Source organism: Massilia brevitalea, from assembly GCF_030711405.1.
GTDB classification, from domain to species: domain Bacteria; phylum Pseudomonadota; class Gammaproteobacteria; order Burkholderiales; family Burkholderiaceae_D; genus Telluria; species Telluria brevitalea.
This window is the reverse complement of sequence record NZ_JAULSI010000044.1, coordinates 1-13,592: the sequence shown is the minus strand read 5'-3', so window position 1 is coordinate 13,592 and position 13,592 is coordinate 1. Positions and strand designations below refer to the sequence as shown.

Here is a 13,592-nt window from a genome sequence, read left to right as displayed (position 1 = left end):
TAGGCCATAGGCCCTGCCAGCACCATCATATCGACTGAGGCCTCATGCTCCAGCCAGCGCCGTCATATCGGTTGAGGCCGTGGGCCGCGGTAGTCCCATCACATCACTGCGGCCCGGCGAGGCTCCGCAACTGAAACCGATACTGGTCGTTGAACAGGAACGTCTCGGAAAACGTCAGCTTGCGCACACTCCCCGCCAGCAGGTGCACGGGCCGGGGCAGCGGCCCGCTGCGCCGCATCGACGCGACGGCCACCTGCGAGGCATCGTCATCGCGCGACCTCTGCACCTTTACCTCTTCCAATTCCCCATCGTCGCGCACCGTGATGTTCAGCACCACGATGGCCGGCAGCATCGGCGGCAAACGCCCGCTGAAGGTCTGCCCGGTGTTGTGACGCATCACGTGCTGCGCCACTTCCGCCTTGTACGCATCGAGCGTGCGCGAAGGCGCCGGCGCCGGGGCATCGAGTGGGCCGACAGGGCTGGGAGTGGAAGGGGAACCGGGAAGGATGGCCTCGACAAGTCGTCGGGCCGTGGAAGCGACGGGCTGGACCGTGCTGCATCCGCCCAGGGCTGCCAGTAGAAGAAGGAGGGCGGCCCTGATGCGGATGGAAGTGTTCATGTCAGTCGAATAATCGTCGCAATTCGTTGCCGGGATCGGGCGCCCGCATGAAGGCTTCGCCCACCAGGAAAGCATGCACGTTGGCCGCGCGCATGCGCTCGACATCGTCGCGCACGGCAATGCCGGACTCGGTGACCACCAGCCGCTCCGCCGGGATACGCGGCAGCAGGTCGATGGTCGTGTCGAGCGACACGGCAAACGTGCGCAGGTTGCGGTTGTTGATGCCCACGAGGCGCGTTTTCAGGCGCAGCGCCGCGGTCAACTCATCACCGTCATGTACTTCGACCAGCACGTCCATGCCGAGTTCCTGCGCACATGCCTCCAACTCGGCCATCAAGCCATGATCCAGCGCAGACACGATCAAGAGAATCGCGTCTGCTCCCATCGCGCGCGCTTCATACACCTGGTACATGTCGACGATGAAGTCCTTGCGGATCACCGGAATCTCGACCGCCGCGCGCGCCTGGCGCAGGTAGTCGGCGTGGCCCTGGAAAAAGTTCACGTCGGTCAGCACCGACAGGCAAGCCGCGCCACCCTCGGCATAGCTCTCGGCAATCTGCGCCGGGCGGAAATCCGGCCGCAAGATACCCTTCGACGGCGAGGCCTTTTTCACTTCGGCGATGACGCCGGCACGGCCAGCAGCAATCTGATTGCGCAGGCTCGCTTCAAATCCGCGCAATCCGGCGCGCAGTTCGCTATCGCCTTCGACCTCGCGGCGCAGGCTGTTCAGGTCGCGGTGCTTCTTCGCCGCCGCCACTTCGTCGGCCTTCACGGCCAGGATCTTGTTCAGGATGTCGGACATGGATCAGCGTGCTCCCAGCTGGCGCGTGACGTTCACGAACTGCTCCAGCTTGGCCAGCGCCGCGCCGGAGGCGATGGTCTCGCGCGCCTTGGCCAGGCCTTCCTCGATCGAGGCGCACACGCCCGCCGCATACAGCGCGGTGCCGGCATTCAGCGCTACGATGTCGTGCGCCGGGCCCGGCTCGCCGCGCAGCGCTTCCAGCACGCGCACCTTCGATTCCTCGGTATTCGCCACTTTTAAATTGCGGCTCGAGACCATCTGCAGGCCGAAGTCCTCGGGGTGAATTTCGTACTCGCGGATTTCGCCGTTCACCAGTTCACCGACCACGGTGCCGGCGCCGAGCGAGACTTCGTCCATGTTGTCGCGGCCCCAGACCACCAATGCATGCTGGGCGCCGAGACGCTGCAGTACGCGCACCTGGATGCCGACCAGGTCGGGGTGGAACACGCCCATCAGGATGTTCGGTGCGCCGGCCGGATTGGTCAGCGGCCCGAGGATGTTGAAGATGCTGCGCACACCGAGTTCGCGGCGCACCGGCGCCACGTGCTTCATGGCCGCGTGGTGGTTCGGCGCGAACATGAAGCCAATGCCGGTCTGGGCGATGGACTGGGCGATCTGCTCCGGCTTCAAATCGATCTGCGCGCCGAGCGCTTCGATCAGGTCGGCGCTGCCCGACGACGACGACACGCTGCGCCCGCCGTGCTTGGCCACGCGCGCACCGGCGGCGGCGGCCACGAACATCGACGCGCTGGAGATATTGAAGGTATTCGCGCCGTCGCCGCCGGTGCCGACGATGTCGAGCAGGCGGCTGGTGTCGGCCATCGGCACCTTGGTCGAGAACTCGCGCATGACTTGCGCGGCAGCGGTGATCTCGCCGATGGTTTCCTTTTTCACGCGCAGGCCCATCGTCAGGGCGGCGACCATGGTCGGCGACATTTCGCCGGCCATGATCTGGCGGAACAGGTGCAGCATCTCGTCGTGGAAGATCTCGCGGTGTTCGATACAGCGCAGCAGCGCTTCTTGTGGTGTGATCGGCATGGAGGTTCCAGTAGGGTTATGAGCGCGCGAGGAAGTTCTTCAGCAGCGCGTGGCCGTGCTCGGACAGGATCGACTCGGGGTGGAACTGCACGCCCTCGATGTCGAGTTCCTTGTGGCGCACGCCCATGATCTCGCCGTCGTCGGTCCATGCCGTCACTTCCAGGCAGTCGGGCAGCGAGGCGCGCTCGATGGCCAGCGAGTGGTAGCGGATCACGGTGAACGGGCTCGGAATGCCCTTGAACACGCCAACGCCGGTATGCGCCACCAGCGAGGTCTTGCCGTGCATGACCTGCTTGGCGCGCACGATCTTGCCGCCGAATGCTTCGCCGATGGCCTGGTGGCCGAGGCAGACGCCCAACACGGGCAGCTTGCCGCCGAATTCCTTGATCACGTCGACCGAGACACCGGCGTCGACTGGCGCCTTCGGCCCCGGCGAAATGCAGATTCGCTCGGGCGCCATGGCCGCGATATCGTCCAGCGTGACTTCGTCGTTGCGCACGGTGCGCACGTCTTCACCCAGTTCGCCGAAGTACTGCACGATGTTGTAGGTGAAGGAATCGTAGTTGTCGATCATTAGCAGCATGTCAGAGCTCCCCATCCAGTCCGTCTTGCACCTGCTCGGCCGCGCGCAGTACGGCGCGCGCCTTGTTTTCGGTTTCCTGCCATTCCATCTCGGCGACCGAGTCGGCGACGATGCCGGCCGCCGCCTGCACGTACAGATTGCCGTCCTTGATCACGCCGGTGCGGATCGCGATCGCCACGTCCATCTCGCCGCCAAACGACAGGTAGCCGCAGGCGCCGCCGTAGATGCCGCGTTTCACCGGTTCGAGTTCGTCGATGATTTCCATTGCCCGCACCTTCGGCGCACCGGTCAGGGTGCCGGCCGGGAAGGTGGCGCGCAGCACGTCCAGGTTCGACAGGCCTTCCTTCAGGCTGCCTTCGACGTTCGAGACGATGTGCTGCACGTGCGAGTATTTTTCGATGACCATGCGGTCGGTCACCTTCACGCTGCCGGTTTCGGCGATGCGGCCGATGTCGTTGCGCGCCAGGTCGATCAGCATCACGTGCTCGGCGATTTCCTTCGGGTCGGCCAGCAGTTCGACCGCCAGTTCGGCGTCGCGTTCCGGCGTCGATCCGCGCGGGCGGGTGCCGGCGATCGGGCGCAGCGTGACCTTGCGTTCGCCGGCCGGCGAGGTTTCATTGCGAACCAGGATCTCCGGCGAGGCGCCGACGATCTGCATGTCGCCGAAGTTGTAGTAGTACATGTAGGGCGAGGGATTCAGCGAGCGCAGCGCGCGGTACAGCGACAGCGGCGAATCCACATACGGCTTGCGGATGCGCTGGCCGATCTGCACCTGCATCAGGTCGCCGGCCATCACGTATTCGTGGGCCTTGGCCACCGCCGCCAGGTAGTCTTCCTTGCTGAAGTCGCGCACCGCTTCGGTCCGCACCGAGCCGGTGGTGACGGGCACGTCGACGCTACGGCGCAGCATCACGCGCAGGTCTTTCAAGCGCTGGCGTGCCTTCACAAACGCTTCCGGCTGCGACGGGTCGGCATACACGATCAGGTACAGCTTGCCCGACAGGTTGTCGATGACGGCCAGTTCTTCCGTCACCAAGAGCTGGATCTCAGGCAGGCCAAGGTCGTCCTTTGGTGCGCTGCCGGCGAGTTTGCGCTCGATGTGGCGCACCGTGTCGTAGCCGAAGTAGCCGGCCAGGCCGCCGCAGAAGCGCGGCATGCCGGGGCGCAGCGCCACCTTGAAGCGCGCCTGGAATTGTTCGATGAAGTCGAGCGGGTTGCCTTCGTGCGTCTCGACCACCGCGCCGTTCGTCACGATCTCGACAACGTTGCCGGTGGCGCGCAGCAGGGTCTTGGCCGGCAGGCCGATGAAGGAGTAGCGCCCGAAGCGCTCGCCGCCGACGACGGACTCCAGCAGGAAGGTGTTCTTGCCGGTGTCCTGCGACTGGGCCAGCTTCAGGTAGAGCGAGAGCGGCGTTTCCAGGTCGGCAAAGGCTTCGGCGATGAGCGGAATGCGGTTGTAGCCCTGGTTGGCTAGCGAGCGGAATTCGAGTTCGGTCATGTTCTTCTCCGGGCCGCCCCTGTTGGAGGGAGGTGGGGCGGCGGTAGTTCAAAAAACCTGCCGGATGCGCGTGCAGCCGGCAGCAATCAATACGGGTTAGTGAGCCCAGGATTGCCAGCGTCGCCACAGCCAGGCCTCAAGGGCGCCGGTTTGGTTGACAGTGTGTTTTTTGGTGAAGAACATGTATAGATAAGTAGATTTAAGCGCCGTTGTGCGCACGAATCAGCTTCGCGGCATCGAGTAGCGAATTAACTATACCATCGGAATCGATCTCTTGAACAGGCCTTCCGTGGTTATAACCATATGGCACTGTGAGCACGAAGCAACGCGCGGCGCGTGCCGCTTCGGCATCGTTCGACGAATCGCCGATGGCCACCACCTGCTGCGGCGGCAGGTCGAAGTCGCTGCAGACCTGCAGCAGCGGCAGCGGATCGGGCTTCTTCCGGGGCAGCGAATCGCCGCCGTAGACCAGCTCGAAATACGGCGCCAGCCCCTTTTGCGCCAGCAGCGGCGTGGTGAAGCTGATCGGCTTGTTGGTCACGCAGGCCAGGCGCAGGCCCATGTCGCGCAGGGCTTGCAGGCCTTCGATCACGCCTGCGTACAGGACGCTCTTTTCGCCGTTGATGGCGAGGTAATGGCGCTGGTAGGCGGCCATCGCGTCCTCGTACACGGCTTCGACGCGCTCGGGGGCGAAGTCGAGCGAGAGCACGTCGCGGATCAGCTTTTCCGAGCCCTTGCCGACCATCGGCTTGATGGTGTCCTGCCCGATCGGCGCCAGCGAGAATTCGGCGCGCATGGCATTCAGGGCCAGTTCGAAATCTGGCACCGTGTCGAGCATGGTGCCGTCGAGGTCGATGATGGCGGCCCTGATGGCCGCGGCGCCGGCCCGCATTACTTGCCTACGGTTGCCAGTTCGGCGCGCATGGCGTCGATCACGGCCTTGTAGTCGGGCTTGCCGAAGATGGCCGAGCCGGCGACAAAGGTGTCGGCGCCGGCAGCGGCGGCAGCGGCGATGTTCTCGGCCTTGATGCCGCCATCGACTTCCAGCATGATGTCGCGGCCGGATTCGTCGATCAGGCGGCGTGCGATGGCGATTTTCTTCAGCGCTTCCGGGATGAAGGACTGGCCGCCGAAGCCCGGGTTCACCGACATGATGAGGATCATGTCGATCTTGTCCATCACGTGTTCCAGGTAGTGCATCGGCGTGCCCGGGTTGAACACCAGGCCGGCCTTGCAGCCGTGGTCGCGGATCAGTTGCAGGGTGCGGTCGATGTGCTCCGAGGCTTCCGGGTGGAAGGTGATGATGTTGGCGCCGGCTTTCGCGAAGTCCGGAATGATGCGGTCGACCGGTTTCACCATCAGGTGCACGTCGATCGGCACCTGCACGTGCGGGCGGATCGCCTGGCAGACCAGTGGGCCGATCGTCAGGTTCGGCACGTAATGGTTGTCCATCACGTCGAAGTGGATGATGTCGGCGCCGGCCTCGACGACGTTGCGGACTTCCTCGCCCAGGCGGGCGAAATCGGCGGACAGGATGCTGGGAGCGATGCGGTAGGTGGTCATTGCGGTGACTGGTCGTGATCGGGAATCCGGCTATTTTACGCCGAGCCGGCATCTAACCGCGCGAACCGGGTTTTTGCCGGCCCTGTATCATTGCCGTTTTGCGCACATCCGCGCCGCCACCGGGCCGCGTCATTCGCGCAGGCAACTAATAACCATAAGAGGAAAGCCGATGTCCGCCTACGATTTCACCGTTACCGTCCGCACCCAGCACTTGCCCGAGCAATCCAGCCCAGAGCGCGACAACTATGCGTTTTCCTACACGATCACGATCCGCAATACCGGCAGCGTGCCGGCCCAGCTGATCTCGCGCCACTGGGTGATCACCGACGCCAGCAACCGCACCCAGGAAGTGTCTGGCCTGGGCGTGGTCGGACACCAGCCGCTGCTGAAACCGGGCGAGCAGTTCGAATACACCAGCGGCACCCATCTGGCCACGCCGCAGGGCTCGATGCGCGGCGAATACTTCTGCGTGGCCGAGGATGGCCACCGCTTCGAGGTGGCGATTCCCGAGTTCGTGCTGTCGCTGCCGCGCAGCCTGCATTGATCCTTACGGCTGGTCGGGATCGCGCTTCGGTGGCACCTGGCTGTCGTCGCGCAGCGGGCGCTTGCGTTCCTCGGAGCGGCCCGAGAACATGGTCCACCAGACGATAAACACCAGCAGGAACAAGGCCACGCCGGCTTCCAGCATCAAGATCCACATACTTTCATCCCATGCAATCGATACGCCGCCTTAGTGTACCTGCTTCAATCGCCGCCGTCGCCCTTCTTCTGGCGGCCTGCGGCACGGCGCCGCAGAAGCCGGCGCCCGCACCTGTGTCGTCGCCTGAACCCTCGAAGCAGCCCGACATCGTGATGCCGCCGCCGGTGGGGCCGGTCGCGATTCCTGCACCTGAGCCGGCGCCCACCCAGCCGCCGCCGGTGCCGGCCATGACGCCGGTCTCCTTCGACGCATTGCCGGGCTGGCGCCAGGACGACCTGCGCCAGGCCTGGCCGGCCTTCCTGTCCTCGTGCCGCGTGCTGGCGAAGAAGGCGGAGTGGAAGGGTGCCTGCGCCGCGTCCGGGCGCGTCGATGCGCGCGACAACGCCGCCATCCGCAGCTACTTCGAAACGTACTTCGTGCCGCAGCAGATGCGCACGCCGGACGGCGCCGACACCGGCCTGGTCACCGGCTACTACGAGCCCATGCTGCGCGGCTCGCGCCAGCGCGGCGGCGCCTTCCAGACCCCGCTGTACCGGGTGCCGGACGACCTGGTCACGGTCGACCTGGGCAGCGTGTATCCGAACCTGAAGAACATGCGCCTGCGCGGCCGCCTGCTTGGCAAGACCGTGGTGCCCTACGCCACCCGCGCCGAGATCGAGCGCGCACCCTTGAAAGGCAAGGAGCTGGTCTGGGTCGACGATCCGGTCGAAGCCTTCTTCCTCGAAGTGCAGGGCTCGGGCCGGGTGCAGATCGCCGAGACCGGCGAGACGGTGCGTATCGCTTTCGCCGACCAGAACGGGCATCCGTACAAGGTGATCGGGCGCTGGCTGGTGGAGCAGGGCGAGCTGCCGGCCGATGGCGTGTCGGCGCAGAGCATCAAGGCCTGGATCGCCGCCAATCCGGCGCGGCGCCAGGAACTGCTGAACGTGAACCCCAGCTATATCTTCTTCAAGGAAGAGCGCCTTCCGGATGCGTCGGTGGGGCCGAAGGGTGCGCTCGGCGTGCCGCTTACGGCGGAGCGCTCGGTGGCGGTCGATCCGTCCATCGTGCCGCTGGGTGCGCCGCTGTTCCTGGCGACCACGCACCCGGCCACCGAGGCGCCACTGCAGCGCCTGATGCTGGCGCAGGATACCGGCGGCGCCATCCGCGGGCCGGTGCGGGCGGATTTCTTCTTCGGCTTCGGGGGAAATGCAGCGGAATATGCGGGGCGCATGAAAGCGCGTGGTGCAGTGTGGGTTTTCTTGCCGAAATAGCAGGTTCATGTTGCACCGATGGCCGGTATCCGCTAAGGTTGCGTAGTTACTATTAAACAACATTTGGCGGCATGCTCCATGCCGGCCCATCCGATTGGATAGACCATGCGCACATCACGTCGCTTTGCTCCCCTCCTTGCCCTGCTGCTGTCGGTCTCCATCGCGGCGCCGGCGGCCGCCGATGCGGTGATCCCGTCCTGGGCTATCCCGTTTGTGTTGTCGATCATGCCCTTCTATATGTCTTCCGAAGGCGCCAAGAGCTTGTCCGAGAAAACCTCAGGCGACGTCGAGAAGAACAGGAAGTGGCAAGTCGCGGCAATGCACCAGGAGGGCGACAAGACCGCGCTCACCTTGCGCAGCCAGGATGGGACGACCGACGTCGATACGATGGTGAGCAGCGCTGCCGCCCGCGCCCACGGTGTGCAGGTGAACGATACCCTGGACATTGAAACCATCGGCCAGGCTGGTTTCGCCCTCAAGAAGGCCGACGCGACGGTAGGGGTCATGCTCCGTCCCGACACCGGTCTCGTGCATTCGAAGGCCCGCGCGTGATCCTGCGCCGCCTGCTGCTGGCGGCGGTGCTCGTTTCCACGGCAGGCATGGCGCTGGCGGGGCGGCAGTGCGAACTGCGCGAGATCGAACCCGAGAAGTCGCGCCTGAGCATGCAGCTCGGCGACGTCACGCGCGCCGCGCTCGGCACGATCGACGACGACGTCGTGCTCATCGCGCGCGTCGGGCAAGACCTGGAAAAATACGGGCTGACCTATTCGCACATGGGGTTTGCCGTGCGCGAGCATCCGGCGGGCGCCTGGTCGGTCGTGCACAAGCTGAACCGCTGCGGCAGCACCGAGTCGGCACTGTACGACGAAGGCCTGGTGAATTTTTTTGCCGATGCGCCGCACCGCTACCAGGCCGGCATCTGGCGCCTGGCGCCCGCGGCGCAGCGCCGCCTGAAGGCCGCTTTGCTCGGCGAGGAGGCCGGGACCTACCACCAGCCGCACTACAACGTGGTGGCCTATCCCTTCGACACGCGCTACCAGAATTCGAACGGCTGGGTGCTCGAGATGCTGGCCTTTGCATATGCCGGGGAGGGCGAGGCGCCCGACCGCCCGGGCGCCCAGGCGTGGCTGAAGGCGCACGCGTACGTGCCGACCCAGGTCGAAGCCAACATCCTGACCCGCTTCGGCGCGCGCTTCGTCAACGCGCAGATCGTGTTCGACGACCTGCCGCCGGCCCTGCTGCGCGCAGGCCACATCCAGGTCGTCACGGTCGAATCGGTGATCGCCTGGCTGCGCAGCCTGCCGGATGCCTGCCAGGCGGCGGGCTGCCCGGAAACGCGACTCGTCTTGCCGCCATCGACGTAACGGCCGCGTCGGTCGCTCAGTCTTTTACCTGTCCCAGCCGGGTTGCGCAGACCGCGCCGGTAGCGAGCAGCAGGCCTCCCGCCGCGATGCACATCAGCCCGGCGCGCACGCTGAAGCGCTCCGCCAGCGCACCGGCCGCCAGTGCGCCCAAGGGTGCCGTCGCCACCGTCAGCGCGCGCATCGTCGCCACCATCCGCCCCAGCATCGCATCCGGCGTCACGCGCTGGCGCAGGGCGATGTAGGGCACGAAGAACAGCGTGGCGCCGCAATCGAGCAGGAACACGACGATGGCGTAAGCGATGGCGCTGGCGAGCGTGCTGCCGAACAGGGTGGCGGGAATCGCCGGCATCAGCGCAAACCCGAGCGCGCAGCAGCACAGACCGGCCAGGATCGCGCGCCCGGTGCCATAGCGGTGCGACAGCGGCTTGACCAGCACCGAGCCGGCCAGGATGCCTGCGCCGCCCAGCATCTGCGCCGTGCCCATCACGCCCGGCGCCATGCCGAGCACGCGGGTGGCGAACAGCACATGCAGGGCAATGTAGCCGTAGAACAGGAAGTGCCAGGCGCCGGCCGTCCAGGCCAGGGTGCGCAGCACGTGGTGGCGCCACACGAAGGCCAGGCCGTCGCGGATGTCGCGCAGCGGGTGTGTATTCGTCGGCGCCGGCTTCGGCTCGCGGGCGCGGATGCGTTTCAGGTTCGCCAGCGAGATCACGAAGCCGGCCACATTGCACAGGATCGCCAGCGGCGCGCCCATCAGCTGCACCATGGCGCCAGCCATGCCCGGGCCGATCAGGCGCGCGGCCGATTCGGTGGCGGCGAACCTGGCATGGGCGTCGACCAGGCGCTCGCGCCCGACCACGAAGGTGAGGAAGACCTGTTCCGCGCTGCCGCCGATCACGAGGCCGGTGCCGAGCACGAAGCCGACCGCATACAGCCAGTGGATCGTCAAGGCATCCAGCCACCAGGCCAGGGCGGTGGCCACCATCGCGTCGCTGCACATCATGATCGGCAAGCGGCGGCAGCGTTCCAGCAGCACGCCCGAGGGCAGGCCGAACAGCAGGAAGGGCAGGGATTCGAGCGCGCCAAGGGTACCCATCTGCGCCGGCGTCGCATGCAGCATGAGTACCGCGCAGATCGGCAGGGCGAGCAGGGTGATCTGGGCGCCGAACTGGGTCAGGGCGCTGGTCAGCCACAGGCGGCGGAAGTCGGCGCTTTGCAACAGGCCGTCGCCGGCGATTCGTTCGAGGATGTGGCGTGGGTGGAGGGTCACGAACTGGCGCAAGACATGGCGGAGCCGGCAATGATACCGTCCTTTTTGGCCTGCGGAGGCGCTACAATCGCGGCAGCGAAGTCATATAGATAAGTTACATACATCAGTCACATTCTGGAGGAGAGTCCATGGAATACGCAGACCTGCTGATCGAAAACCACGGCAAGGTGGTTGTCATTCGCCTCAACCGTCCCAAGGCGATGAACGCGCTGAACGACAACATGATGAACGAGCTGGGCCAGGCGCTGTACGCCTTCGACGCCGACCCGGCGGTGAACGTCATCGTCCTCACCGGCAGCGAAAAGGTCTTCGCGGCCGGCGCCGACATCGCGGCCATGGCCGAATACACCTACGCCGACACCTACGGCGGCAACTACATCGGCCGCAACTGGGAGCACATCCTGAATGTGCGCAAACCGGTGATCGGCGTCGTCGCCGGCTATGCGCTGGGCGGCGGCTGCGAGCTGGCGATGATGTGCGACTTCCTCATCGCCGCCGACAGCGCCAGATTCGGCCAGCCCGAAATCAAGGTCGGCGTGACCCCGGGCGCCGGCGGTACCCAGCGCCTGCCGCGCGCGATCGGCAAGTCGAAAGCCATGGACATGCTGCTTACCTCGCGCATGATCGACGCCGCCGAAGCGGAGCGCACCGGCCTGGTGTCGCGCATCTTCCCGGCCGAGAAGCTGATGGAAGAAGCGCTGGCGGTGGCCAACACCATCGCCGAGATGCCGGTGTCGGTGGCCATGGCGATCAAGGATTCGGTGAACCGCGCCTACGAGACCACGCTGACCGAAGGCGTGCGCTATGAACGCCGCTTTTTCCACGCCGCCTTCGGCACGCCGGCCCAGAAGGAAGGCATGTCCGCCTTCCTCGGCAAGCGCAAGGCGAATTTCGAAGGCATGTAAGCCGCCATGCGCGCGGCGCTGCGAATCGGAGCCGGTGTCCTGGTCGCCGCTGCGGCGGCGACCTACGGCTGCACATCGCTGCCGCCGCTGGGCGGGCGCAGCGCCAGCGCGGCGCTGCTTGATACCGCCGGCACCCGACTCGGCCAGGCCATCGCGCCGCTGGCAGCGGAATATCCGAACCGCTCCGGCATCCACGCGCTATCGGACGGGCGCGACGCCTTTGCCGCCCGGGTGCTGCTGGCGCGCGGCGCCGAGCGCAGTCTCGACGTCCAGTACTATATATGGCGCGACGATCTCACCGGCACCCTGATGCTCGATGCCTTGCGCAGCGCCGCGGCACGTGGTGTGCGGGTTCGCCTTCTCCTCGACGATAACAATACGGCCGGCCTCGACCCGGTGCTGTCCGCGCTCGACCGCGATGCTAACGTCGAGGTGCGCCTGTTCAATCCCTTCGGCTCGCGCGGCCGGCGCAGCCTGGGCTACCTGACCGACTTCAGCCGGCTGAACCGGCGCATGCACAACAAATCCTTCACGGCCGATAACCAGGCGACGATCGTCGGCGGCCGGAATATCGGCGACGAATACTTCGGCGTGGCCGGCGACATGCTGTTCGTCGACCTCGACGTAATGGCGGTGGGGCCGGTGGTGCACGAGGTGTCGCAGGATTTCGACCGCTACTGGAACAGCGCCTCGGCCTATCCGGTTGCAAGGCTGGTCGATGCGGGCGTGGCCGAACCGCGCGAGGCGCTGGCTGCACGCGCGGCGGCACTGCGTACCAGGCCGGAAGCGCAGCGCTACCTGGAAGCGATCCGCATTTCTCCGTTTGTCGAGCAACTGGCGCAGCGCCGCCTGCCGCTGGAGTGGAGCAAGACCGAGCTGGTAAGCGACGACCCAGCCAAGGCACTCGGCAAGCCGCCGCCGGATGCGCGCATGGTGGCCGACCTCGGCAAGCTGCTGGGCGAGCCGAAGCAGCAGGTCGATCTGGTGTCGCCGTATTTCGTGCCGAGTAAAAAGGCGGCGCAGGCCCTGGTCGATATCGCCAGGCGCGGCGTGAAGGTGAGGGTGCTGACCAATTCGCTGGAGGCGACCGACGTCGCCGCTGTCCATGCGGGTTACGCAAAGTGGCGCCACGAACTGCTGCGTGCCGGCGTGTCTTTATATGAGTTGCGCCGCCGCTGGGGGCCGGAGCTGCCGGATGCCGGGCGTGGCCGCTTCGGCAGCTCGGCATCGAGTTTGCATGCCAAGACCTTCGGCGTCGATGGCCGCAGCGTGTTTGTCGGCTCCTTTAACATGGACCGGCGGTCGATCGACCTGAATACGGAGATGGGCTTCGTCATCGACAGCCCGGCTTTGGCGCAACGCCTGGGCCAGACCCTGGACGAGAGTATTCCGGAAACCGCTTATGAGGTGCGTCTCGACGGGCAGGGCAAGCTGTACTGGATCGAGCGCAGCAATGGCAAGGTCCTGCGTTACGACCAGGAGCCGGGCACCACGGTCTGGAAGCGCGCCGGCGTCAGGGTGCTGTCGATCCTGCCGATCGACTGGCTGTTGTAGATAGTTCGCCACAGGGTCTTGCGCAACTGCTCGGCCGTTTGCTATAGTTCGCCTCCGCTTCGGCGCTGTATGAAAAGGTCAACGAAATCAAGTAGTTGATCTAGCAACAGAAAACTCAGGAAACTGAGCTGAAGCAAAGAAGGAGTTGACGAGAATCAGAAATTGCTTCATACTCTTCTTCCTCTGCTGCTGACAAACAAAACGATTTGTCGCTGACAGCAAGATGCAGTACCGAATAAGTTCTTTAACAATTAACAGTCGATAAGTGTGGGCGTTTGATGAAGGTGCCGCTGACTAGTTCAGCTGATTACTTAAATTATCAAATGTTCACAAAAAAGAAATACGTTGTCTCAGCAATGAGATGACGGTCAGTATTTTGAGTGAGCGACCCCGTTAGTAATAACGGGTGACACGCAAGTGTCAACAAACAGAGATTAAACTGA

15 protein-coding genes are annotated in these 13,592 nt (G+C 65.1%); 6 read left to right on the top strand and 9 right to left on the bottom strand.

Annotated elements, in window-relative coordinates; genetic code table 11:
* Nucleotides 1-103: 103 nt before the first annotated feature.
* From QWL29_RS22150 to rpe, 7 genes are all read right to left on the bottom strand, one after another.
* The gene (locus tag QWL29_RS22150; RefSeq protein ID WP_305825024.1) at nucleotides 104-619 is read right to left on the bottom strand and encodes a hypothetical protein; all 516 of its coding nucleotides are present in this window, start codon (nucleotides 617-619) and stop codon (nucleotides 104-106) included.
* A 1-nt stretch (nucleotide 620) separates the two neighbouring features.
* Nucleotides 621-1,421, bottom strand: coding sequence for an indole-3-glycerol phosphate synthase TrpC (gene trpC, locus QWL29_RS22145; RefSeq protein WP_305825023.1), 801 nt, complete (start codon nucleotides 1,419-1,421; stop codon nucleotides 621-623).
* Nucleotides 1,422-1,424: 3 nt separating this feature from the next.
* Complete coding sequence (gene trpD / locus QWL29_RS22140; protein WP_305825022.1) at nucleotides 1,425-2,459, bottom strand: anthranilate phosphoribosyltransferase; 1,035 nt, start codon at nucleotides 2,457-2,459, stop codon at nucleotides 1,425-1,427.
* Between the two features lie 16 nt (nucleotides 2,460-2,475).
* Nucleotides 2,476-3,042, bottom strand: coding sequence for an aminodeoxychorismate/anthranilate synthase component II (locus QWL29_RS22135; RefSeq protein ID WP_305825021.1), 567 nt, complete (start codon nucleotides 3,040-3,042; stop codon nucleotides 2,476-2,478).
* A 1-nt stretch (nucleotide 3,043) separates the two neighbouring features.
* Nucleotides 3,044-4,540, bottom strand: a complete 1,497-nt coding sequence (gene trpE, locus QWL29_RS22130; RefSeq protein ID WP_305825020.1) for an anthranilate synthase component I — start codon at nucleotides 4,538-4,540, stop codon at nucleotides 3,044-3,046.
* A gap of 199 nt (nucleotides 4,541-4,739) precedes the next feature.
* On the bottom strand, nucleotides 4,740-5,432 hold the full coding sequence (locus tag QWL29_RS22125) for a phosphoglycolate phosphatase (RefSeq protein ID WP_305825019.1): 693 nt from the start codon (nucleotides 5,430-5,432) through the stop codon (nucleotides 4,740-4,742).
* A complete protein-coding gene (gene rpe / locus QWL29_RS22120; protein ID WP_192051504.1) occupies nucleotides 5,432-6,103 on the bottom strand; it encodes a ribulose-phosphate 3-epimerase in 672 nt (223 codons plus the stop codon). The genes QWL29_RS22125 and rpe overlap by 1 nt, the downstream gene beginning before the upstream one ends.
* A gap of 169 nt (nucleotides 6,104-6,272) precedes the next feature.
* On the opposite strand from rpe, the gene apaG reads away from it, so the two are divergent.
* The gene (gene apaG, locus QWL29_RS22115) at nucleotides 6,273-6,647 is read left to right on the top strand and encodes a Co2+/Mg2+ efflux facilitator ApaG/CorD (RefSeq protein ID WP_305825018.1); all 375 of its coding nucleotides are present in this window, start codon (nucleotides 6,273-6,275) and stop codon (nucleotides 6,645-6,647) included.
* A gap of 3 nt (nucleotides 6,648-6,650) precedes the next feature.
* On the opposite strand, the gene QWL29_RS22110 is transcribed toward apaG, so the two are convergent.
* The gene (locus QWL29_RS22110) at nucleotides 6,651-6,803 is read right to left on the bottom strand and encodes a hypothetical protein (RefSeq protein ID WP_305825017.1); all 153 of its coding nucleotides are present in this window, start codon (nucleotides 6,801-6,803) and stop codon (nucleotides 6,651-6,653) included.
* An 11-nt stretch (nucleotides 6,804-6,814) separates the two neighbouring features.
* On the opposite strand from QWL29_RS22110, the gene mltA reads away from it, so the two are divergent.
* The 3 genes from mltA (at nucleotide 6,815) to QWL29_RS22095 (ending at nucleotide 9,420) form a co-directional block, all read left to right on the top strand.
* Nucleotides 6,815-8,056: a murein transglycosylase A gene (gene mltA / locus QWL29_RS22105; protein WP_305825016.1), complete on the top strand. Its 1,242-nt coding sequence runs from the start codon at nucleotides 6,815-6,817 to the stop codon at nucleotides 8,054-8,056.
* Nucleotides 8,057-8,161: 105 nt separating this feature from the next.
* Nucleotides 8,162-8,608 carry a hypothetical protein gene (locus tag QWL29_RS22100; RefSeq protein ID WP_305825015.1) on the top strand — a complete coding sequence of 149 codons (447 nt, stop codon included), beginning with the start codon at nucleotides 8,162-8,164 and terminating at the stop codon, nucleotides 8,606-8,608.
* Nucleotides 8,605-9,420: a DUF2145 domain-containing protein gene (locus tag QWL29_RS22095; protein ID WP_305825014.1), complete on the top strand. Its 816-nt coding sequence runs from the start codon at nucleotides 8,605-8,607 to the stop codon at nucleotides 9,418-9,420. Before QWL29_RS22100 ends, QWL29_RS22095 begins: the two co-directional genes overlap by 4 nt.
* Nucleotides 9,421-9,436: 16 nt before the next feature.
* On the opposite strand, the gene QWL29_RS22090 is transcribed toward QWL29_RS22095, so the two are convergent.
* Complete coding sequence (locus tag QWL29_RS22090) at nucleotides 9,437-10,690, bottom strand: MFS transporter (protein ID WP_305825013.1); 1,254 nt, start codon at nucleotides 10,688-10,690, stop codon at nucleotides 9,437-9,439.
* Between the two features lie 128 nt (nucleotides 10,691-10,818).
* Here QWL29_RS22090 and QWL29_RS22085 point away from each other — a divergent pair, with 128 nt between their 5' ends.
* Nucleotides 10,819-11,595: an enoyl-CoA hydratase gene (locus QWL29_RS22085; RefSeq protein ID WP_305825012.1), complete on the top strand. Its 777-nt coding sequence runs from the start codon at nucleotides 10,819-10,821 to the stop codon at nucleotides 11,593-11,595.
* A 6-nt stretch (nucleotides 11,596-11,601) separates the two neighbouring features.
* On the top strand, nucleotides 11,602-13,149 hold the full coding sequence (locus QWL29_RS22080) for a phospholipase D family protein (RefSeq protein ID WP_305825011.1): 1,548 nt from the start codon (nucleotides 11,602-11,604) through the stop codon (nucleotides 13,147-13,149).
* Nucleotides 13,150-13,592 lie beyond the last annotated feature (443 nt).